A 20706-nucleotide genomic window follows, 5' to 3' on the forward strand; every position below is an offset into this window, starting at 1 on the left:
ATGCCAGATTACAGCATCGGACGCCTCAACGGGCGATACGTCGTCTCATGGTGGATTGACGGGAAGCGAAAGCGTTATCGTCTTAAAGCACTCAACGCGAAGGACGCGGAGCGCGAGGCGCTAGACACGATCCGCAGGGATGCTGGCAATCCCGACACGGGAACCATTGCCGATATATGGGATGCCTACCGTGCAGAAAAGGAAGGACGGCGTGTGGCAGAGGCCATGCGCCATGAATGGAAGGCCATAGGGCCTTTCTTCGGCCACCTTCGCCCAGAGCAGGTCACGACGGCCAAGTGCCGGGATTACACAGCAGCCCGGCGCAAGGCAGGCAAGCATGATGGCACGATATGGACTGAATTAGGCCACCTGCGCACGGCGCTGGTGTGGGCGCTTGGCCGGGACAAAGCCCCACGCATTGACCGGCCTGCGAAGCCAGCCCCAAAAGAGCGATACCTTACGACGGCTGAAATCGCGCGGCTGCTTGACGCGCCGATGGCGCATCACATCAGGTTGTCGATCCTGCTCATGCTGTCCACCGCCGGGCGCGTCGGCGCTGTGCTCGAATTGACGTGGGATCGCGTGGACATGGAACGCGGCCAGATAAACTTGCGCACGGATGCGACAGGGCCGCGCAAGGGCCGGGCAATTGTCCCGATGAACGCCGGGCTTCGCGCTGCGCTAGAACATGCCCGATCTGGTGCGCTGACGGATCATGTCATCGAATGGGCGGGCCGGCCGGTCAAAAGCATCAAGACGGGGTTTAACGCCGCCGTTGCTGCCGCTGGACTTGAAAACGTGACGCCCCACGTCCTGCGCCATACAGCCGCCGTTCATCTGGCGGCGGCAGGAGTGCCGATGGCGCGCATTAGTCAGTACCTGGGCCACAGCAGCACGGCAGTAACAGAACGGGTCTATGCGCGCTTTTCGCCAGACCATCTGCGTGATGAGGCTGAAATACTGGATTTCACGAGCATCAAGCGTATTGCATGACGCTAGCCATATTTTACGGAGTGCTCGCAGGTTCATTGAACCTGGACAGGCGGCGAATGGCTGAATCAGGTTCGGAAAAGCGCATTGTAAAGTCTGCTCTTTTCGCCAGAACGCAAGAGATTCAACGATCCGCCGCCTGCTCATAACGGTCTGGTTGCAGGTTCGAGTCCTGCCGGGCCCACCATAATTTTTTGGCGCGTCATGAGATTGCGGAGCGCCCGCCAGGGCGTTGCGCCTGACGCTGCGCAGCGGTCGCCCGCTCAATCCGTTCCGGACCATATTCAGGGCGACCCTGCCGGTCCGGCTTTCCTCCCCCCTGCATGGCGTCAGGCGGTGAGGCGCGCGCCGTCGCGGCGCGGGCGCTGGCGCGGCGATCGGCTGTATGCGCTCGCGCACGCCGCATGTCTTTCCCTGCCGGCGGCGCATGGCGCGGCCGGGGCGCTGGCGGCGGCGGGCCGCGCGCCCGGGCGCGGGCTGGCGAATGCGGAGCGAGGCGTCGGGTTGCATTCCCTGCGGGCGCCCAGGATGATGCGACGTATGGCCCGCATGTCGGGCGCGCGCCGGCGGCGGCGTTCATGCGGCGTTCATGGAGAGCCGCGACGCCGGGGGGTTGCAGGGAGGGCGGCGTGGCCGCAGCAACAGTTCGTGACGTGACTTTCCAGCTGCTGCGCGAGCTGGGCGTCACCACCATTTTCGGGAACCCCGGCTCGACCGATGAAACGTTCCTGAAGAACTTTCCCGCCGATTTCAGATACGTCCAGGTGCTGCAGGAAGCGTCGGCGGTGGGCGTCGCCGACGGCTGGGCCCAGGCCATGCGGCGGCCCGCGCTGGTGAACGTGCATACCTCCGCGGGCCTGTGCAACGCCATGAGCAACATTCTCACGGCCTTCCAGAACCGCACGCCGCTCGTCATCACCGCCGGCAACCAGACGCGCGCCATGCTGCTCATGGAGCCGTGGCTCACCAATGTGGAGCCCGCCATGCTGCCGCGCCCGTGGGTGAAGTGGAGCCACGAGCCGGCGCGCGCGGAAGACGTGCCGGCCGCCTTCATGCGCGCCTTCGCCATGGCCATGCAGCCTCCGGCCGGTCCGGTGTTCCTCTCCATTCCGCTGGATGACTGGGACAGGCCTGCGGCGGGCCCGGTCGCGCCGCGCAGCGTGTCGCAGCGTGTCGCCCCGGACGCGGAGCGCATCGCGCTTTTCGCCGCCCGCCTGTCGCAGGCCAGGCGTCCGGCGCTCATTTATGGTTCGGCCATCGCCCGTGGCGGCGGGTGGAGGCAGGCCGTCGCCCTGGCGGAGAAACTGCAGGCTCCGGTGTACGCCGCGCCCGCATCCGAAAGGCCGCCGTTTCCGGAAACCCATCCGCTTTACGCCGGCGGGCTGCCTTTCGCCATGGGGCCGCTGGCGCAAAGGCTGGAGGGGCACGACGCCGCCCTCGTCGTGGGCGCGCCGGTTTTCCGGTATTATCCCTATATTGACGGCCCTTACATTCCCGATGGCCTCGACCTCATGCACGTCACCGACGACCCGGCCGAGGCGGCGCGGGCGCCGGTGGGCGACAGCCTGCTGGGCGACGCCGTTCTGGCGCTTGAAGCGCTGGAGCGGCTGACGCCGGCGCGCGCCGCGCCGGCGGCGCCGGTGCGCCGCCAGGCGCACGGGATGGCTCCGCACCCGCCGGCCGCGCCGCAGCCTGACGGCGGCCTGCCGGACGCCGGCGCGCTGTTCCGCGCCCTGCGGGCCGCCTGCCCGCCGGATACGGTGCTGGTGGAGGAAACGCCGTCCAGTTTGCCCGAGCTGCACGCCGCCTGGCCTGTTGAGCAGCCGGACGCCTTCTACACCTTCGCCAGCGGCAGTCTGGGGTGGGGGCTGCCGGCCAGCGTTGGCGTGGCCCTCGCCGAGCGGGACAGCGGCCGCAACCGCCCGGTTGTTGCGGTGATTGGCGACGGCTCGGCGCAATACGCCATCCAGGGGTTGTGGACGGCCGTGCGGCTGGAGCTGCCGGTGCTTTTCGTGATTCCGGCCAACGGGCAGTACTGCATTCTCAAGTCCTTCGCAGGGCTTGAGGGGACGCCGGGCGTGCCCGGCCTTGACATTCCCGGCCTGGATTATGTGGCGCTGGCGCAAGGATATGGCGCGACCGGGGTGCGCGCGCAGACCCTTGCAGAGGTGCAGGGCGCCGTCGCCGCGGCCCTCGCACGCAAGGGGCCGACCGTGCTGGAGGTTCCTGTCCAGCCCGCCGTGCCGCCGCTGCTCTGAGGCGCGCCGCTGCTCTGAGGCGCCCGGGGCGCCGTCGCCCGTTCCGTCCGGATCGCGTTCCGGCGCCAGGCCGGCCGTTCGCCGCCATGCGGTGCGAACGGCCAGGCTGGCCGCGTGGGCGCAGGCTGCGCCGCGCTGGCGGCTGGCGCGCGTCAGCGACGGCTGGTGTCGCTGATGTTGGCGGCGGGAGACGGAGCGCTCCTGTCCGCTTCCGCGCCGTCGGCGGCCTCAGCCTTCACCAGCACGCCCTCCCGCAGCCACAGCGCGGCGACGTCGTTCTCGGTGAGGTCCGGCTCGGCCGGCGCGGCAGTCGCCGCCGTCGCCGCCGCCAGCCGCGCGGCGAGCGTTTCTCCGTCCGTCGCGGCGGGGGCGCGCGTCGCCCTGGCGGCGGCGCGCGCGGGGGCTCCGGCGGCGCCGGCGGCGGCGAGGCAGCTGGAGATGGCCGCGAGAATGCCGGGAAAGAATTCGCGGCGGACAAAAATCGAAACGCCGTCTCGCGCTGTGTAAGCATGCGGTGAGCACCACATCTGAGACGCCTCCGCCTCAGGCTATGCCTTACCCCGTGGTGGCTGCCTTCCAGTTCCACGGCAGCAGTTCATCGATACGCGCAGCCGGAATGCTATTGATCCTGGCGAGGACGTCGGCCAGCCACGCCTGAGGATCAACGTCGTTCATGCGGGCGGTGACAATCAGGCTGTACATCGCCGCAGCGCGCTGTCCGCCGCGATCCGATCCGCAGAACAGCCACGCCTTGCGGCCAAGGGCGACGCCGCGCAGCGCCCGTTCGGCGGCGTTGTTCGACAGGCAGATCCGCCCGTCATCGAGGAAGCGCGTGAACGATGGCCAGCGCTGGCTCAGATAGCCGATGGCCCTCACCAGGGGATGGCCACGACTGAACTGGTCCCGGGTCTGGCCAAGCCATGCCTCCAGCTGCGCAATCACCGGCGCGCTGCGCATCTGGCGCACGGCCCGGCGCCCGTCGGCGCTGGCTCCATTGATGTCGCGTTCGATCGCGAACAGGCTGTCGATCAGGCGAACAGCTTCCAGCGCCCGCGGATAGACGGACGGCGGCTTCAATCCCCTGGCCGTTTTGCGGGCGGCGCTTTCGATGTCCGCCAGCTCAAAGAACTTGCGTCTTGCGTGCGCCCAGCAACCCGCCTCCAGAATGGGGGCTGGCGCGCGCTCTGGCCTGTACAGCTCATTGTAACCGCCATAGGCGTCGGCCTGAAGAATGCCGCTCCATGCCCTGAGGTGCTCCTGCGGGTGAACGCCCCGACGGTCGCGTGAGTAATGGAAGACAGCCGCCGGTGGCGCGGGGCCGCCCCAGGGGGCGTCGTCACGCACATAGGTCCAGAGCCGGCCCGTATCGGTCTTGCCCTTCGCCAGCACCGGAACCGTGGTGTCGTCGCCATGCAGCCGTTTAGCCGCCAGCACATGCGCCTCGATCCGCGAGAACAGCGGGGCCAGCACCGAGGCAGCGCCGCCGACCTGATCCGCCAGCGTCGACAGGCCCAGCGGCACGCCCTCGCGGGCATAGCGCTCGCACTGGCGGTTGAGCGGCTGATGCTGGCCAAACTTCTCGAACACGATCTGGGCCAGAAGCCGGGGACCGGCCCAGCCGCGCGGCAGCACATGGAACGGCGCTGGAGCCTGGGCGATGGCCTCGCAGTCGCGGCACGAGAACTTCTCCCGCACCGTCTGGATCACCTTCCACTGGCGCGGGATCACCTCCAGCGTCTCGGTGATGTCCTCGCCCAGCTTCCTCAGCCGCGCGCCGCCGCAGCAGGCGCAGGCGCGCGGGGCTTCAACCACCACCCGCTCACGCGGCAGGTGCTCAGGGAAAGGCTGACGCGCGGGCTTCCTGCGGCGGAACGCGGCGACAGGCGTGGTCGCGCGGGCGGCGGCTTTCTCTGCGGCAAGCTCGTCCTCGGTCGCGCCAGTCTCAAGCTCCTCCAGCTGCAGCTCAAGCTGGTCGAGCAGGCGGGCGGTCCGCTCCGATGAGGCGCCAAAGCGCTCACGTTTGTACTTCGCAATGAGCAGCTTCAGATGGGCGATCTGCGCCTGGTCATCGGCGCGCCGGGCCCGGGCTGCGGCGGCTTCTGCCTCGGCCCGGTCAGCCCGCTCCACGGCGGCGACGAGCGCCGCTTTCAGCGCTGCGACATCGTCAGGAACGGGGCTGGCCATGGCTTTCATGACCGTAGTGAATCACAGATCAGGGCGTTTGTGGCGCCCCAAAATGCCGTCTGGCCAAACTATTTTTGCTCAGCCGGCGCTGCGCGGCCTCCAGCTGTGTTGCGGATGGCGCCAGTCAATTCCTTCGAGCAAATAGCCGAGCTGGGCTGCCGTTAAGGCAACCGCGCCGCCCCCTGTCGCAGGCCAGATGAACCGGCCGCGTTCCAGCCGCTTCGCATAGAGCGACATGCCGATCCCGTCGTGCCACAGGATCTTGCACAGTGCGCCGCCGCGGCCCCGGAAGACATACAGGTCGCCGCAATGGGGATCGCGCCGGAAATGCTCCTGCACCAGCAGCGCAAGGCCATTCATGCCCTTCCTCATGTCGGTGTGGCCAGAGCAGATCCACACCCGGGCGCCGGCGGGGATCATCGCAGCGCCTGCAGCACGGCGCTGACCAGCGCAGGCGGGGCTGAAAGGGGGATATCAATCCGCGCTGTGACAAGGGTGACGCTGATCACCGGGGCGCCTTCAGGCCCCGGGCTGCATTCATCGCCCGCCACAGCTTCCAGGCTTGAGCCCGCCGCCACCGGCGCAGACCCCTCATCCTCTGTCAGGACAACCGGCACGAACCTCCCCGCTGCCTGCCGGGCCTCGCGGCGCCACTTGTAGATCAGGCTGGTGGCCACACCGAACCGTCGCGCGACCTCCGCAATCACCGCGCTGGGCATGGTTGACGCCAGCACAATCTCTTCGCGCTCCGCCGCACTCCAGCGACGGCGACGTTCGGATCCGGAAATAACCGCCACTTGCATGAACCTGCGCTCTTAACTGCGTCCTTATGAGCACAGCTTCAGCACAAGGCACTGTCACGACAAGGCGGCCTTCGCCGGAGGCTCACCGCGCTGTCGCCACCGGAAGAATTTCAACGCGGAAGCCCTCATGGGATTCCTCGGTGATGCGAAGGTTTTCATAGGGAATGCGCAGCATGGACTCCTCGCCGTTGCAGCCGTCCGTCCAGGTAATAGTCAAGAGAAGAGGCGCGCGATCAATGCCGCCAGTCGTCGCCGGCCGGCGGGGGCGGGCGGCGCGCCTGTAACAGGGCCAGCCCGGGCTGACGTCACCGGGCCGCGAGGCGCGTCATGGCGGCCCTGACCGCCCGGCCAGCCGGCCTCGCCGGAACGATCCAGCCTGCAGCTTTCGCAGTCTCGACAGCGCTCATTCCAGTCGCTCCCCCGGAGCAAAGTGAGCCTCCGGCGAAGGCCGCCTTGTCGTGACAGTGCCTTGTGCTGAAGCTGTGCTCATAAGGACGCAGTTAAGAGCGCAGGTGATGATGTCCCAGGACGTGGTGTAGCTTAGACGGCCACGGCTCATCCCAGAGGGTCGGATGAGTGTCAGCTTGTTGCTGGCAGGCTGATGAGTGGATCATCGCTCATCGTAGCGATTGTCTCAAGGGTCATATAGCGGGATCGCTGGACGGCCCATTCATCGTTCTGTTCGAGCAGCAGTGCACCGACCAGGCGCACGATAGCGTCGTCGTTGGGGAAGATGCCGACGACCTCTGTCCGCCGCTTGATCTCGCCGTTCAATCGCTCAATCGGGTTGGTCGAGTGAAGTTTGGCCCAATGCTGCTTGGGAAAGGTCATGTAGGCGAGCACGTCTTGCTCGGCGCTGTCCATGAGACTGGCGAGCTTCGGCACCTTTGGCCTGATCTGGTCGGCGACGTTGCGCCACTGGGTGCTTGCCGCCTCCGACGTGTCCTGAGCGAAGGCCGTGGCAATGAAGGCGGAGACGACACGCCGTCCGCTCTTTCCAGCATGGGCCAAAGCATTGCGCATGAAGTGCACCCGGCACCTCTGCCAGGTAGCGCAGAGCACCTTCGATACTGCGGCTTTGATGCCCTCATGCGCATCTGAGACGGCGAGCTTGACGCCACGCAGACCCCGCCTGGTCAGCTTTCGAAGAAACTCGGTCCAGATCGCCTCGGCCTCGGACGTGCCGATCTCCATGCCGAGCACTTCGCGTCGGCCGTCGGTGTTGACGCCGACGGCAATGATGACTGCAACAGAGACGATGCGCCCGCCACGCCGGACCTTCAAATAGGTCGCGTCAATCCAGAGGTAGGGCCATTCGCCTTCGATGGGCCGGTCGAGAAAAGCCTTCACCTTCTCGTCGATCTCCTCGCACAGCCGGGAGACCTGGCTCTTGGAAATGCCCGACATGCCCATGGCCTTAACGAGGTCGTCAACCGAGCGGGTCGAAACGCCCTGGATGTAGGCTTCCTGGATCACCGCGGTCAGGGCTTTCTCGGCCATGCGACGCGGCTCCAGGAAGCTCGGAAAGTAGCTGCCGGTGCGGAGTTTCGGAATGCGAAGTTCTACTGTTCCGGCCCGCGTCTCCCAGTCTCTGTCGCGGTAGCCGTTGCGCTGGGCCAGCCGAAAGGCATTCTTCTCGCCATAGGCCGCGCCTGTTTTCGCGCCGACCTCCAATTCCATCAGCTTCTCGGCGGCAAAGCCGATCATCTCGCGCAGCAAATCGGCGTCAGCACTCTTCTCAACGAGCGAGCGCAGGTTCATCATATCGTCGGTCATCGGTGGTGTCCTTCAGGTTGGTTCTAAGCAACCCGACCCTATCGGAAATCACCGATGGCTATGAAATCCAACTACACCACGGCACGGGACACGATCGCGCAGGTTCATGCAAGTGGCGGTTATTTCCGGATCCGAACGTCGCCGTCGCTGGAGTGCGGCGGAGCGCGAAGAGATTGTGCTGGCGTCAACCATGCCCAGCGCGGTGATTGCGGAGGTCGCGCGACGGTTCGGTGTGGCCACCAGCCTGATCTACAAGTGGCGCCGCGAGGCCCGGCAGGCAGCGGGGAGGTTCGTGCCGGTTGTCCTGACAGAGGATGAGGGGTCTGCGCCGGTGGCGGCGGGCTCAAGCCTGGAAGCTGTGGCGGGCGATGAATGCAGCCCGGGGCCTGAAGGCGCCCCGGTGATCAGCGTCACCCTTGTCACAGCGCGGATTGATATCCCCCTTTCAGCCCCGCCTGCGCTGGTCAGCGCCGTGCTGCAGGCGCTGCGATGATCCCCGCCGGCGCCCGGGTGTGGATCTGCTCTGGCCACACCGACATGAGGAAGGGCATGAATGGCCTTGCGCTGCTGGTGCAGGAGCATTTCCGGCGCGATCCCCATTGCGGCGACCTGTATGTCTTCCGGGGCCGCGGCGGCGCACTGTGCAAGATCCTGTGGCACGACGGGATCGGCATGTCGCTCTATGCGAAGCGGCTGGAACGCGGCCGGTTCATCTGGCCTGCGACAGGGGGCGGCGCGGTTGCCTTAACGGCAGCCCAGCTCGGCTATTTGCTCGAAGGAATTGACTGGCGCCATCCGCAACACAGCTGGAGGCCGCGCAGCGCCGGCTGAGCAAAAATAGTTTGGCCAGACGGCATTTTGGGGCGCCACAAACGCCCTGATCTGTGATTCACTACGGTCATGAAAGCCATGGCCAGCCCCGTTCCTGACGATGTCGCAGCGCTGAAAGCGGCGCTCGTCGCCGCCGTGGAGCGGGCTGACCGGGCCGAGGCAGAAGCCGCCGCAGCCCGGGCCCGGCGCGCCGATGACCAGGCGCAGATCGCCCATCTGAAGCTGCTCATTGCGAAGTACAAACGTGAGCGCTTTGGCGCCTCATCGGAGCGGACCGCCCGCCTGCTCGACCAGCTTGAGCTGCAGCTGGAGGAGCTTGAGACTGGCGCGACCGAGGACGAGCTTGCCGCAGAGAAAGCCGCCGCCCGCGCGACCACGCCTGTCGCCGCGTTCCGCCGCAGGAAGCCCGCGCGTCAGCCTTTCCCTGAGCACCTGCCGCGTGAGCGGGTGGTGGTTGAAGCCCCGCGCGCCTGCGCCTGCTGCGGCGGCGCGCGGCTGAGGAAGCTGGGCGAGGACATCACCGAGACGCTGGAGGTGATCCCGCGCCAGTGGAAGGTGATCCAGACGGTGCGGGAGAAGTTCTCGTGCCGCGACTGCGAGGCCATCGCCCAGGCTCCAGCGCCGTTCCATGTGCTGCCGCGCGGCTGGGCCGGTCCCCGGCTTCTGGCCCAGATCGTGTTCGAGAAGTTTGGCCAGCATCAGCCGCTCAACCGCCAGTGCGAGCGCTATGCCCGCGAGGGCGTGCCGCTGGGCCTGTCGACGCTGGCGGATCAGGTCGGCGGCGCTGCCTCGGTGCTGGCCCCGCTGTTCTCGCGGATCGAGGCGCATGTGCTGGCGGCTAAACGGCTGCATGGCGACGACACCACGGTTCCGGTGCTGGCGAAGGGCAAGACCGATACGGGCCGGCTCTGGACCTATGTGCGTGACGACGCCCCCTGGGGCGGCCCCGCGCCACCGGCGGCTGTCTTCCATTACTCACGCGACCGTCGGGGCGTTCACCCGCAGGAGCACCTCAGGGCATGGAGCGGCATTCTTCAGGCCGACGCCTATGGCGGTTACAATGAGCTGTACAGGCCAGAGCGCGCGCCAGCCCCCATTCTGGAGGCGGGTTGCTGGGCGCACGCAAGACGCAAGTTCTTTGAGCTGGCGGACATCGAAAGCGCCGCCCGCAAAACGGCCAGGGGATTGAAGCCGCCGTCCGTCTATCCGCGGGCGCTGGAAGCTGTTCGCCTGATCGACAGCCTGTTCGCGATCGAACGCGACATCAATGGAGCCAGCGCCGACGGGCGCCGGGCCGTGCGCCAGATGCGCAGCGCGCCGGTGATTGCGCAGCTGGAGGCATGGCTTGGCCAGACCCGGGACCAGTTCAGTCGTGGCCATCCCCTGGTGAGGGCCATCGGCTATCTGAGCCAGCGCTGGCCATCGTTCACGCGCTTCCTCGATGACGGGCGGATCTGCCTGTCGAACAACGCCGCCGAACGGGCGCTGCGCGGCGTCGCCCTTGGCCGCAAGGCGTGGCTGTTCTGCGGATCGGATCGCGGCGGACAGCGCGCTGCGGCGATGTACAGCCTGATTGTCACCGCCCGCATGAACGACGTTGATCCTCAGGCGTGGCTGGCCGACGTCCTCGCCAGGATCAATAGCATTCCGGCTGCGCGTATCGATGAACTGCTGCCGTGGAACTGGAAGGCAGCCACCACGGGGTAAGGCATAGCCTGAGGCGGAGGCGTCTCAGATGTGGTGCTCACCGCATGCTTACGGAGCAAATCGCTCCATGGGGGAATCTTGCATGGGACGTCCGCGCCGGAGGTGCGGCGCGGCACAGGCGGGGCCGGCGTTCAGGCGCAATGTGCGGGGGGCCAGACCCCGCGCCGCGGCAGGCCGCCGTCGGGCCGGAGCGCCTGGTCGCGGGCGCACGCGCCTCCGTCCGCCTGGCTCCCTTCCGCCGGCGCAGGAGCCGGCGGGCCGTCACCTGGCCTCCAGCACCGCCTTACAGGCCGGGGGCAGGTCGGCGAGGGTCAGCGGCCGCGGCGGCTTGCGCGGCGGCCGGGGTTTGGGATGCAGCACCTCGGGGCTGAACCACCAGTCAAGCTCGGCACCGCAGCCGTCGCCGGGCGGCGGCGGCTGTTGCGGCCGGCAGGTGGGGGCGCCGCCGCAGTCCAGCCGCACGTGAAAATGGTAGTTGTGGCCCCAGGTGGGGCGGATCTTGCGCAGCCACGCCCGGTCGGCGCCCGCGTCGCACGTTGCGGATCCTAATCCGCGCTGAGGTGGGGCGGTGTCGCCGCCATTCCCGGACTGGCCCACTGTCAGACGTCGCGGCGCCTCTTTGGCGTCCGCTGGGCAACGCGTGTTGCACACCGCATGGGGGCGGTTCTGCGTCCCTCTGATGACAGCCGTCACTTCTTCAGGCGATGCCTGCGCGTGCCGGATCCGAAACGGTATGGCCTGAACAGGCGAAAGCTTTGGAAGAGGCATCCCGCCGGCCGACGGGCTGCCGGCGGCTGGCGACGCAGTATGACCGCCACGCCCAACGCGTCTCCTTCAGCCATTAGCCATTATACTTGCCGCTGCTCTCAGCGAGAGGGCGGTTTGTCCTCCCCGGGCTGGCGTCTACTTTCCTCCTCAATCATGGCGACAGCAAGCGCCCGATGATTGTCTTTGCGCTGCCCAAGCCGTTTGGCAGGCACCCCTGCCACGATTGTAAAGGGCGGCACATTTTGTTTGACCAGGCTGCCAGCGCCTACCGCGACGCTTTCACCGATACAGACACCCGGCAACACTATGCTGCCAGCGCCAACAATCGCATGTGCTCCGACATATACGGGGGCATCCTGGACGCCTCTGTACTTTAGTGGGATCGTCGGGTTGGTCATGGCGGCGCCACTGTAGTCATCGCTTGAACTGAATATCGTACACCGAACCGAGATCGTTGCGAAATCGCCTATATCAACAAGCATACGTCCCAGTATCGCGGTATATGCCGATATATGAACATTGCGGCCAATACGAAGTCCGTCCGCTCCCGCTGAAAGGATGCAAAAAGCATCGATCCGGCAATAATCTCCGACCTCAATCCGGTCTGCTCCAAAGAGCAACGCATGCCTGCTGATTCGCACGTGGCGCCCCAACCGTTTCAGGCCCAGACCTGCCAGCTCCCTGTCATCCAGAAAGTCGTTTTTCACCGGCGATCCTCCATGAATGACCGGATAACCGCGCACACGTGCAGGACTTCCCTCTCGGTCAGGTCGTCGGACAGGGGGAGGCAGACGATACGTCGACTGATATCGGCTGTAACCGTCAGATCGCCCACCGCCGAAAGCCGGGCGAAATATGGTTGCTCCGCGATATGCGGATTGAAGTACTGTGCAGCTCCGATGCCCGCTGCCGATAATTTATCAAAGAGAGCCTCCCTGTGTCGCTCAAGCCGTTTAGGCAGAAGCGCTGGCATAAATTGATACGCTACGCGATTCCCGGTCAGACGCTGGAAAACAAAATCTGGAAGATTGTTGATATACGTTCGCGCAAGGGCTTCGCGAGCGGAAATGACATCTTCGAACTCTTCAAGTTTCGCGAGGCCCAGCAATGCGCCGATCTCACTCAGCTTGGAATTGAGCCCGGGCATCGTCGCTGTCCGCGGCTCACCGAAGCCAAAATTCCCCATCACGCGTAGCCGGGCGAGCCGATCAGGATCACTGCAGTAAATTAACCCGGCCTCCGCCGTTGCAAATGTCTTTGTGGCGTGCATCGAAAAGACGACAGGCCATCTGAACCCTTCGCCGAAACCTGCGCCGGTTTCGGTTTTTGATCCTAAAGAAGCTGCGGCGTCGACGACTATGCCGACGTCATACTTGTTGGAAAGCATGTCATAGCGCGTGAGGTCGAGGCAGTTGCCAAAAGTAGCGTAAGGAATAATAACATCAATTTGATCTTTGTATTTTTGGAGTAGCTCTTCTTCTGACCGTACGCAGGGAAGCCATGTTTCGGGGTCGATATCGCACAGAAGAGGAACCAGCCCGGCCCAGATCGCGGCATGCGCCGTTGCAGCGAATGTAAAGGATGGCATCAGCGCATAGCGACGCCGGCTGTCGTAGGGGGCCTTCATGACATCCCTGATCGCGAGCATGAGCCCCGTCGTTGCGTTATTGACCGTCAGGCAGCCGCCAAGATTGCCGAAAAGGCTGCGAGTCAACGCAGCTTCGAGGCGGGTGTTTACCGGTCCGTAATTTGAAAATATTCCTGAATTTTCGATTTCTTCAAGCTCCGCCACGAGCTGACTCAATCTGGGTGGTTTGGGCCGCAGAAACGGTATCAGCATTATGATTCGCTTCCTTGAATTACCGAATCGTCCATTATCATTTCATGAACTGCCATTCACCCAAATGGAAGGGGTGGAGCGCTCAATCGTCCAGAAACCGTTCATTCGTCTGCTGCAAAAAGGGCGGCTGATTGCGCTCCCTGAAGTGGAGTAGCAGTGGCTCGTTTACAAAATAGAGTTGAGGGCGCAGGAGCTTGATTTTGCGAAAGCGGTTCCAGTCACCTGGCTCCGACATACGGTAAGCATTCACGTCCCACGGAAACCGCGTGAAATAACGATGATAAAAAACAGAACCAGTCGTCACTTGGCCAACGACAAATTCTCCATTGCCCAAGGTGATCCATTCGCCATCGGGCCGCTGATACCGAAATCTGTGCCAAAGGAAGTCTGCCCGGTGCTCTAGCGCGTTCGTGAGCAGTGTTTCAATGCGGTTTCCGGTCATCGCATCGTCGTCGTCCAGATGCGTGACAAAATCACCCTCGCACAGCTCGAGGGCCCGGTTCATTGCGTTTGTGCCGGCGACGCGCCACCTATCGATGCCGGGTGGTGGATAGGGCCCCCGCTCGGGGAGGTTTACAAACGTAATTCGGCTGTCCCTGATCTCGGCCAGCCTCTGTTCGGTATCGTCGGTGCAGTGATCGCCAACAATAATGATTTGAAGATTGCGATAGGATTGCGCCAGCACGGACCTTAGAGCACGCTCAACCAGTAACGCGGAGCGATCTGACGTCGCGATGCAGACGGAAACCAGCGGGCTAGCTTTGGCGTAAGCGTCCCAGTAGGTGGGGTCCTGACGTGCGAATTGATATTTCTGTAACTCTTCCGCCAGTCCTTCCAGTAAACCAAGCGCCCAGTCGAGGCGGTCCCGCTCCAGAATGTGCTGACTTTCGAGCGTGAGGATTCGTTCCGTATGACATTTAAGCTCGAGCTCGCGGAACCGATCTTCTAGCCGCTGTGCCCGCTCCGATAACGCACAAATTTCCTCGTCGTGACGCCGCTCCAGTTTATGAAGGCGTTCAAGAGCGTCTGCAAGCTCGGTCCGTATCGCATGTTGCTCGTGTGTGGTGGCGTCCAGGCGGGTGGCTAGGCCAAGCGACAGTACGTGCCGGATAATTCGGGGAAGTACGCGAATTTTGGCGGAATTTTTTTGCAGTATACTATCACGCCACATTGCCGGTTCCAAAATTTAATTGTCGATCGCGCGTAATTTTGCTGCATTTCACTCGCGTGTCTAATATTTCACATCATGCCTTTTAATTTCGATCCCGTTGAACCGCGCGTCGAGGGGCGCGTTTCTCGCCAATAGCATTAACACCGCGGTCCTTTGCCGGAGAGTTTAGCTGGCGGCAGCTATTTTCGCAATATGGCCTTGAGGCGGGCGAGGCCTTCGCGCCTTGTCCCTTCGGGCGCGGTCTCAGACACTGGAAGCGGTCGGAGAATTTCATTTGATGACGCCACGCGTGAGTCGGCCGCGCAAAGCTAATGCTGACGGCCGGCAAAAGGATGTTCCCTTCCCGGGCTACGGTGGTCTGCCCCCTGAAAAGTGGTCCTCCCTGAAGTAGGCTATTGAGCCGTAGGAGGACGTTTGAATGCCCCAGAAGAAGCATAGACCTGAAGAGATCGTGGCGAAGCTGCGCCAGGTTGATGTTCTGTTGTCACAAGGCCGGTCAGTTGGCGAAGCGGTTCGTTCGATCGGCGTGACACAGTTCACGTATTACCGATGGCGCAAGGAGTTCGCGGCCTGAAGGGCGATCATGGTCTGCCCCCTGAAAAGTGGTCCTCCCTGAAGTAGGCTATTGAGCCGTAGGAGGACGTTTGAATGCCCCAGAAGAAGCATAGACCTGAAGAGATCGTGGCGAAGCTGCGCCAGGTTGATGTTCTGTTGTCACAAGGCCGGTCAGTTGGCGAAGCGGTTCGTTCGATCGGCGTGACACAGTTCACGTATTACCGATGGCGCAAGGAGTTCGGCGGCCTGAAGGGCGATCAGGTGAAGCGCCTGAAAGAGCTTGAGAAAGAGAACGACCGGTTGCGCAAGGCGGTGTCGGACCTGACGCTCGAGAAGCTGATCCTGAAGGAGGCTGCCTCGGGAAACTATTGAGCCGCGCTCGCCGCCGTCGCTGCGTCGATCATGTCATGGCGAAGTTCTCCGTCTCGGAGCGCTTTGCCTGCAAGGTTCTCGGCCAGCACCGTTCGACCCACCGCAAAAAGCCCAAAGGCCGGCCGGATGAAGAGGCATTGACCGCCGACATCATCCGCCTGGCCTCACGCTACGGCCGCTATGGCTATCGCCGGATCACGGCAATGCTGCGATCCGAAGGCTGGACGGTGAATGCCAAGCGTGTCGAGCGCATCTGGCGGCGGGAGGGGCTGAAGGTTCCCCAGAAGCAACCGAAGAGAGGACGTCTCTGGCTGAATGACGGATCATGCGTTCGGCTTCGGCCGGAGCACCCCAATCATGTCTGGTCCTATGACTTCGTCGAGGGCCGGACCCACGATGGCAGGAAGTTCCGCATGCTCAACATCATCGACGAGTTCACCCGGGAGTGCCTGGCGATCCGCATTGATCGCAAGCTCAACTCGACCGACGTCATCGACACCCTGTCGGACCTGTTCATCCTGCGCGGCGTGCCGGGCCATGTCCGTTCCGACAACGGCCCGGAGTTCATCGCCAAGGCTGTACGGGAGTGGATCGTAGCCGTCGGCGCAAAGACAGCGCAGCGTTCATCGAACCAGGAAGCCCTTGGGAGAACGGCTACTGCGAGAGCTTCAACTCGAAGCTCCGCGACGAACTGCTTGACGGTGAGATCTTCTACAGCCTCGCCGAGGCCAAGATCATCATCGAAGCCTGGCGGCGATACTACAACACCAAGAGGCCACACTCGTCGCTTGGATACAAGCCACTGGCACCCGAGGCCATCATCTGGCCTGCGCCAGCAAGCGGAGCAGCACCGTCATCTGCCCAGGCAATAGCCCCAAGGCCGATCATGAACTAAGATTGAAACCGGACCACCCTATGGGGTCAGGCCAGCCAGAGTGACCTGAATATGCCAACAATCACTATAATTCTCGCAAAATGTGATTAAATATATAAATACTACAGCGTTATGTCATTGGCAATTTGTAAATTTTGTGGCGCAAAGGGGGAGGTATAACATATTTGTCGCGCCAAGGGGTGTGCATCTATATAATTGGATGTTATTTGTTTGCGATGCTGGTCTATATATTTTTATCTCTATAAGATAGCAGTCGTTTTTTGCGACTCATGTGTAGCCTTTGTGGGAATCCGAATTGACAGAGGCGTGGGCGGGCGGTTATGCGTGGTGCGGTCGCTTTTCTCAGAGACGAGATGTCATGATCGATTTAGAGCGGTTGTGCGAAATCACTTATTCTGTGCCGGTTGATATAGGTGGGGGGAGCGGCTTTCCTAAAGTTGCTGTCATGGCGGCGCTGGCAGAGTTCCTCGGTCTAACGACTTATATCGAGGTGGGGGTCTATCGCGGGCGGAGTTTTCTTCCTTTGGCTTGGTCCTTTGCGCAGCGGGGCGGTCATAGTATTGCGGTTGACCCATATTCCCGTGACGAGGCGGACGAGAAGGGTCTTCCTGACGATATTCGCGAGGCTGTTGCAGCTTTCATTGCAACAACGGACTGGGATAGCGTTTATGATGAGTTTATGGGACGGCGGTCGGCGTTGGAGCTTGACGCGTCCACCACCGTCTTCCGCAAGGCGTCTTCGGCCGCTTTTCCGCTAGTCGCCGAAAAGGCGTCCGGGTCGATGATGATTCACATTGACGGCAATCATGACACCCGGTGTGTGATGGAGGACGTCAGGCGGTATATGTCTCTGATGGCCGACGGTGATGTTCTGGTCCTCGATGACACCGACTGGGAGTCCGTCAAGCCCGCCTTGGGATATGCACAGTCATCGCTCTATACGATACATTCTGCAGATACTTTTACAATTTTGACGAGGTTGGATCGTGATGTTTCGCGCCGAATAAGGAAATTGCGCGAAAAGTGCAGCGAATATGATCTGTGCGCCCAAGCAAATGTTTTTTCCGTTGCTCCGGAGAAACGGCCGGTCGTTTCGGTCTCAATGATCACATATAATCAGGAAAAATATGTTGCTCAGGCTATTCAAAGCGCTCTGGCTCAGGAAACGGATTTTCCTTACGAGATAGTGATCGGCGAGGATGCGTCTACGGACCGGACGCGGGACATCTGTCGGGAGTTCCAGAGGGCCCGCCCTGACAAAATTCGCCTGCTGGAACGGGAAAAGAATTTGGGCGCGGTCGCCAATTATCTGGAAACCTATAAGGCCTGCAGAGGTGAGTTTGTCGCTTTTCTGGAAGGAGATGATTTTTGGATAGACAAGAAAAAATTACAGAGACAGGTTGATTTTCTGAGAGCGAACCCGGATTATGCTATAAGTTGTCATAACGTTTATCTCGCTGACGATGCCGGCGTTCTTGGTGCTCCGTTATTAAGTAATATTGCAGATACAACAACCGTTCGGGATTTGTGTACCGGCGATTACATCGCCACTGCATCATGTATGATACGCAACGAGCAGGTTAAATCTGTTCCAGAGTGGCTTTATCATTTGCCCGGCTGTGACTGGGTGTTTGATATTCTCAATGCCGAGTGCGGGAAGATTAAATATTTCCCTGAGCCAATGGCCGCATATCGCAAGCATGATCAAGGTATTTGGTCCGGGTATTCGGAAATATGGCAACTTAGTATTGCGGCCAAAATGGTGATCGAAGTTAATCATCATCTGGATTATCGTTATGACCGCGAATTCGGGACGTATCTTTCTATAAATCGCTTGCGGTATCAGGAAATTCTCGCAGAAACGCTTCTCATGGCGCATTCGCCGCAAGGAGCGAGCGTTCGCGGAAAGCTCGACGCTATCCACGATCTCCTGTTTGCCGTCGGACAGGAGCTCGCAAGGCTTTCCAGACGTTTTGATCGTTTGGATCTCGCGTGGGCGCGGCTGAAGTCCGCGGCAAGACGTGCGTCTTCAGTTCCTCGCGTGATGCTGACAAGGCGACGGGGCGCACGGCCGTCGACAAGGGCCCGTTGCGATCTTGTCATTGTTGATGATGCCTATCCGCATCCACAGTCAGCCTTCCGGGCGGCGGAGTTTGACGCCTATTTGACTGAGTTTTCTAACGCGGTTGCGTTCACGACAGGCGCTGCTTTTTCTTTCTTTGATGATGCGCGATCCCGGGAAGATATTATCAACGACCATATTTCGAAGCAGTCGCTTTTCAGGGGGAGAATTATTGGCTGCGATAGCCCGCCGGACGTTGCCGCGCGGCTTGGTTACACGGTGTTTCTTGGTAATACTTGGTTGAATGTTGAATATTTTGAACGTAATCGGATTCCGTTTGTGTTTACGCTATATCCAGGCGGCGCTTTCCGGGTGGGTGTCCCGGAGTCCGACCAGATGCTTAGGCGCGTCTTTTCCAGCGAGATGTTTCGGCGCGTTATTGTGACTCAAACATATACAAGAGATTATCTGGTCTCGGGCCAGTTTGTTGATTCAAGTAAGATAGATCTGATTTACGGCGTTGTAACTCCCTTGATTGCGTTGGAGTCGAGTAATATTGAGAGAAGAAAATTTGGATTTGAAAAAAATACATTGGATATATGCTTTACGGCGCATAAATATATGTCGGATGGACACGACAAGGGATATGATATTTTTCTCGATGTGGCGAGAAAGCTGGTTCGTGCGGCGCCGGAATGCCGCTTCCATGTGGTCGGTGGTTTTTCAGCCGATGATCTGCCGGTTGATGGTCTTGAAGGAAAAATCTTTTTTTATGGCGGGCGTGAGCCGGCCTGGTTTCCGACCTTTTACGCCGATAAGGATTTGATCCTTCTGTGCAATGTGCCATTTGTGCTGCGGGACGGTGCGTTCGACGGTTTTCCCACGGGCACAGGGGTTGATGCGCTGCTTCAGGAAGTGTCGTTATTTTGCACAGACCCGCTTAAGATGAACGCGTATTTTGCTGAAGATAAGGACATCGTTATCGTGCCGCATGACGCCGACGTAATTGTTGATCGTATAATGTGGTATCGGGCCAATCCCGCGGCGCTGAGAGAGATCGGCAAGAACGGGCGCAAGAAGGCGTTGGAGTTGTATAGTTATGAGGCGCAGATTGCGCCTAGACTTGAGATTCTCAAGCGAGAAATTGGCTCAGAGTGATAAGCAGCGTCCTTTCCGTTGCTCGGACTGGCACCCGGCATGCGTGCGGACGCCTCATTGGGGGGCGGCAGCGCGGGCGTGATCCTGGTTTGCTCGTGGTCCGGGCCTTGCGCCGCGTGCGGCGATGAAGCTTCTGAACGCCGCCGCCGTCGTGCGGGCGTCCGCGTTCCTTGACCACGCTTCATGCTCCGTAATGGCGCAGCCCGGATCTGCAGCCTGCCTGCCGTCATCGTGATCGGATCCGTGAATGATGCAGCCGCGTCGGTGGGGAGTGCGGTAGCGACGTGAGGCTGCGGATCGTCAGCGCTGGGGCTCGCTGGCGGCGGGCCGTCACCTGGCCTCCAGCACCGCCTTGCAGGCCGGGGGCAGGTCGGCGAGGGTCAGCGGCCGCGGTGGCTTGCGCGGCGGCCGGGGTTTGGGATGCAGCACCTCGGGGCTGAACCACCAGTCAAGCTCGGCGCCGCAGCCGTCGCCGGGCGACGGCGGCTGTTGCGGCCGGCAGGTGGGGGCGCCGCCGCAGTCCAGCCGCACGTGAAAATGGTAGTTGTGGCCCCAGGTGGGGCGGATCTTGCGCAGCCACGCCCGGTCGGCGCCCGCGTCGCGGCACAGCGCCCTCTTGATCGCCGGGTTGACGAACACCCGCTCCACCTCCGGCTCGGAGGCGGCCAGCTTCAGCAGGGCGAAATGCGCCGGCGTGTAGGTCGCCGGGTCCACGTCCAGCCGGTCGGCCCGCACCAGGTTGAGCGAGGGGATCTCCTCCCGCTCCGCCGCGCTGTAGATGCGGCCGGTCATGGGCCGCAGCCAGATGTCCGCCTCAATGCCGAGCTGGTGCGAGGCGTGGCCCGTGAGCATCGGCCCGCCGCGCGGCTGCGACAGGTCGCCGATCAGCAGCCCCTTCCAGCCGGTCACCTCCGCAGCCTTCGCGGAAAAGCGCTGCAGGAAGCGCGCCAGCCGCGGCGTGCCCCAGTTGCGGTTGCGCGACAGGCGCATCATCTGCCACGTCGGGCCGGTCGGCGGCATCTGCACGCCGCCGGCGTAGCAGCCGCGCGAGTAAAAGCCGTGCACCGCCGCCGGGCCGGGCGCCGGCGTCCTTACCTGGCCGAACAGCCGCCGGGCGGCGTCCGGCGGCAGGGAGCGCAGCGCCGCCTCCCGCCGCGCCGCCTCCTGGCGGGCGTTCTCCTGGGCGCTCGCGGGCGCGCGCCCCTGGGGCGCGGCCAGCAGGGCGGCGCCGGCCAGCGCAAGGCAAAGCAGCTGTTTCTTCATGGCGGAAGATTCTCACAGAGACGCGATGGCGGAAGATTCTCACAGAGACGCGGCGGCGGCAACCGCGCGCCCG

At 62.5% G+C, this 20706-nt stretch carries 16 protein-coding genes and 3 pseudogenes; 8 read left to right on the forward strand and 11 right to left on the reverse strand.

Annotated features, from left to right (window positions below; translation table 11 throughout):
• Positions 1-993, forward strand: coding sequence for a tyrosine-type recombinase/integrase (locus tag ACFFJB_RS02410; RefSeq protein ID WP_376828572.1), 993 nt, complete (start codon positions 1-3; stop codon positions 991-993).
• A gap of 626 nt (positions 994-1619) precedes the next feature.
• Positions 1620-3248 carry a benzoylformate decarboxylase gene (gene mdlC / locus ACFFJB_RS02415; RefSeq protein ID WP_376828574.1) on the forward strand — a complete coding sequence of 543 codons (1629 nt, stop codon included), beginning with the start codon at positions 1620-1622 and terminating at the stop codon, positions 3246-3248.
• 152 nt (positions 3249-3400) lie between these two features.
• Here mdlC and ACFFJB_RS02420 read toward each other — a convergent pair whose 3' ends face one another.
• From ACFFJB_RS02420 to ACFFJB_RS02445, 6 genes are all read right to left on the reverse strand, one after another.
• The gene (locus tag ACFFJB_RS02420; RefSeq protein WP_376828575.1) at positions 3401-3775 is read right to left on the reverse strand and encodes a hypothetical protein; all 375 of its coding nucleotides are present in this window, start codon (positions 3773-3775) and stop codon (positions 3401-3403) included.
• Positions 3776-3803: 28 nt separating this feature from the next.
• The gene (gene tnpC / locus ACFFJB_RS02425; RefSeq protein ID WP_376828577.1) at positions 3804-5432 is read right to left on the reverse strand and encodes an IS66 family transposase; all 1629 of its coding nucleotides are present in this window, start codon (positions 5430-5432) and stop codon (positions 3804-3806) included.
• Positions 5433-5510: 78 nt separating this feature from the next.
• Positions 5511-5852 (reverse strand): IS66 family insertion sequence element accessory protein TnpB, encoded by a 342-nt coding sequence (gene tnpB / locus ACFFJB_RS02430; protein ID WP_376828492.1) that lies wholly within the window; start codon positions 5850-5852, stop codon positions 5511-5513.
• Positions 5849-6235: an IS66-like element accessory protein TnpA gene (tnpA, locus tag ACFFJB_RS02435; RefSeq protein WP_376828579.1), complete on the reverse strand. Its 387-nt coding sequence runs from the start codon at positions 6233-6235 to the stop codon at positions 5849-5851. The genes tnpB (ACFFJB_RS02430) and tnpA (ACFFJB_RS02435) overlap by 4 nt, the downstream gene beginning before the upstream one ends.
• Before the next feature lie 82 nt (positions 6236-6317).
• Positions 6318-6452 (reverse strand): hypothetical protein, encoded by a 135-nt coding sequence (locus ACFFJB_RS02440; protein ID WP_376828486.1) that lies wholly within the window; start codon positions 6450-6452, stop codon positions 6318-6320.
• Between the two features lie 362 nt (positions 6453-6814).
• A complete protein-coding gene (locus tag ACFFJB_RS02445; RefSeq protein WP_376828581.1) occupies positions 6815-8011 on the reverse strand; it encodes an IS256 family transposase in 1197 nt (398 codons plus the stop codon).
• A gap of 106 nt (positions 8012-8117) precedes the next feature.
• Between ACFFJB_RS02445 and tnpA (ACFFJB_RS02450) the strand changes: the two genes are divergently transcribed.
• The 3 genes from tnpA (ACFFJB_RS02450) to tnpC (ACFFJB_RS02460) all read left to right on the forward strand — a co-directional run bounded on the left by tnpA (ACFFJB_RS02450) (position 8118) and on the right by tnpC (ACFFJB_RS02460) (position 10549).
• On the forward strand, positions 8118-8504 hold the full coding sequence (gene tnpA, locus ACFFJB_RS02450) for an IS66-like element accessory protein TnpA (RefSeq protein ID WP_376828579.1): 387 nt from the start codon (positions 8118-8120) through the stop codon (positions 8502-8504).
• Positions 8501-8842 (forward strand): IS66 family insertion sequence element accessory protein TnpB, encoded by a 342-nt coding sequence (gene tnpB / locus ACFFJB_RS02455; protein WP_376828492.1) that lies wholly within the window; start codon positions 8501-8503, stop codon positions 8840-8842. Before tnpA (ACFFJB_RS02450) ends, tnpB (ACFFJB_RS02455) begins: the two co-directional genes overlap by 4 nt.
• A 78-nt stretch (positions 8843-8920) precedes the next feature.
• A complete protein-coding gene (tnpC, locus tag ACFFJB_RS02460) occupies positions 8921-10549 on the forward strand; it encodes an IS66 family transposase (protein ID WP_376828577.1) in 1629 nt (542 codons plus the stop codon).
• A 261-nt stretch (positions 10550-10810) separates the two neighbouring features.
• Here tnpC (ACFFJB_RS02460) and ACFFJB_RS02465 read toward each other — a convergent pair.
• The 4 genes and pseudogenes from ACFFJB_RS02465 to ACFFJB_RS02480 all read right to left on the reverse strand — a co-directional run.
• A pseudogene (locus tag ACFFJB_RS02465) lies at positions 10811-11080 on the reverse strand (penicillin-insensitive murein endopeptidase); the annotation flags it as partial.
• A 335-nt stretch (positions 11081-11415) separates the two neighbouring features.
• Positions 11416-12024, reverse strand: coding sequence for an acyltransferase (locus ACFFJB_RS02470; protein ID WP_376829210.1), 609 nt, complete (start codon positions 12022-12024; stop codon positions 11416-11418).
• A complete protein-coding gene (locus tag ACFFJB_RS02475; RefSeq protein ID WP_376829212.1) occupies positions 12021-13109 on the reverse strand; it encodes a DegT/DnrJ/EryC1/StrS family aminotransferase in 1089 nt (362 codons plus the stop codon). The genes ACFFJB_RS02470 and ACFFJB_RS02475 overlap by 4 nt, the downstream gene beginning before the upstream one ends.
• Positions 13110-13239: 130 nt before the next feature.
• Positions 13240-14328, reverse strand: coding sequence for a glycosyltransferase family 2 protein (locus ACFFJB_RS02480; protein ID WP_376829214.1), 1089 nt, complete (start codon positions 14326-14328; stop codon positions 13240-13242).
• Positions 14329-14746: 418 nt separating this feature from the next.
• Between ACFFJB_RS02480 and ACFFJB_RS02485 the strand changes: the two are divergent.
• The 3 genes and pseudogenes from ACFFJB_RS02485 to ACFFJB_RS02495 form a co-directional block, all read left to right on the forward strand.
• Positions 14747-14893: pseudogene (locus ACFFJB_RS02485) on the forward strand (transposase); the annotation flags it as partial.
• An 83-nt stretch (positions 14894-14976) separates the two neighbouring features.
• Positions 14977-16150 (forward strand): annotated as a pseudogene (locus ACFFJB_RS02490) (IS3 family transposase).
• 358 nt (positions 16151-16508) lie between these two features.
• Positions 16509-19370, forward strand: coding sequence for a glycosyltransferase (locus tag ACFFJB_RS02495; protein ID WP_376829218.1), 2862 nt, complete (start codon positions 16509-16511; stop codon positions 19368-19370).
• 330 nt (positions 19371-19700) lie between these two features.
• Here the strand turns inward: ACFFJB_RS02495 and mepA are convergent, their stop codons facing one another.
• Positions 19701-20633 (reverse strand): penicillin-insensitive murein endopeptidase, encoded by a 933-nt coding sequence (mepA, locus tag ACFFJB_RS02500; RefSeq protein WP_376829220.1) that lies wholly within the window; start codon positions 20631-20633, stop codon positions 19701-19703.
• Positions 20634-20706 lie beyond the last annotated feature (73 nt).

Source organism: Camelimonas abortus (assembly GCF_042432745.1).
GTDB lineage: Bacteria > Pseudomonadota > Alphaproteobacteria > Rhizobiales > Beijerinckiaceae > Camelimonas > Camelimonas abortus.

Coding starts and splice junctions, on each gene's coding strand:
- ACFFJB_RS02410 (WP_376828572.1), top strand. CDS start 1: ATGCCAGATTACAGCATCGGACGCCTCAACGGGCGATACGTCGTCTCA.
- ACFFJB_RS02445 (WP_376828581.1), bottom strand. CDS start 8,011: ATGACCGACGATATGATGAACCTGCGCTCGCTCGTTGAGAAGAGTGCT.
- tnpA (WP_376828579.1), bottom strand. CDS start 6,235: ATGCAAGTGGCGGTTATTTCCGGATCCGAACGTCGCCGTCGCTGGAGT.
- tnpB (WP_376828492.1), bottom strand. CDS start 5,852: ATGATCCCCGCCGGCGCCCGGGTGTGGATCTGCTCTGGCCACACCGAC.
- tnpC (WP_376828577.1), bottom strand. CDS start 5,432: ATGGCCAGCCCCGTTCCTGACGATGTCGCAGCGCTGAAAGCGGCGCTC.
- tnpA (WP_376828579.1), top strand. CDS start 8,118: ATGCAAGTGGCGGTTATTTCCGGATCCGAACGTCGCCGTCGCTGGAGT.
- tnpC (WP_376828577.1), top strand. CDS start 8,921: ATGGCCAGCCCCGTTCCTGACGATGTCGCAGCGCTGAAAGCGGCGCTC.
- ACFFJB_RS02420 (WP_376828575.1), bottom strand. CDS start 3,775: ATGTGGTGCTCACCGCATGCTTACACAGCGCGAGACGGCGTTTCGATT.
- tnpB (WP_376828492.1), top strand. CDS start 8,501: ATGATCCCCGCCGGCGCCCGGGTGTGGATCTGCTCTGGCCACACCGAC.
- ACFFJB_RS02495 (WP_376829218.1), top strand. CDS start 16,509: ATGATCGATTTAGAGCGGTTGTGCGAAATCACTTATTCTGTGCCGGTT.
- ACFFJB_RS02480 (WP_376829214.1), bottom strand. CDS start 14,328: ATGTGGCGTGATAGTATACTGCAAAAAAATTCCGCCAAAATTCGCGTA.
- mepA (WP_376829220.1), bottom strand. CDS start 20,633: ATGAAGAAACAGCTGCTTTGCCTTGCGCTGGCCGGCGCCGCCCTGCTG.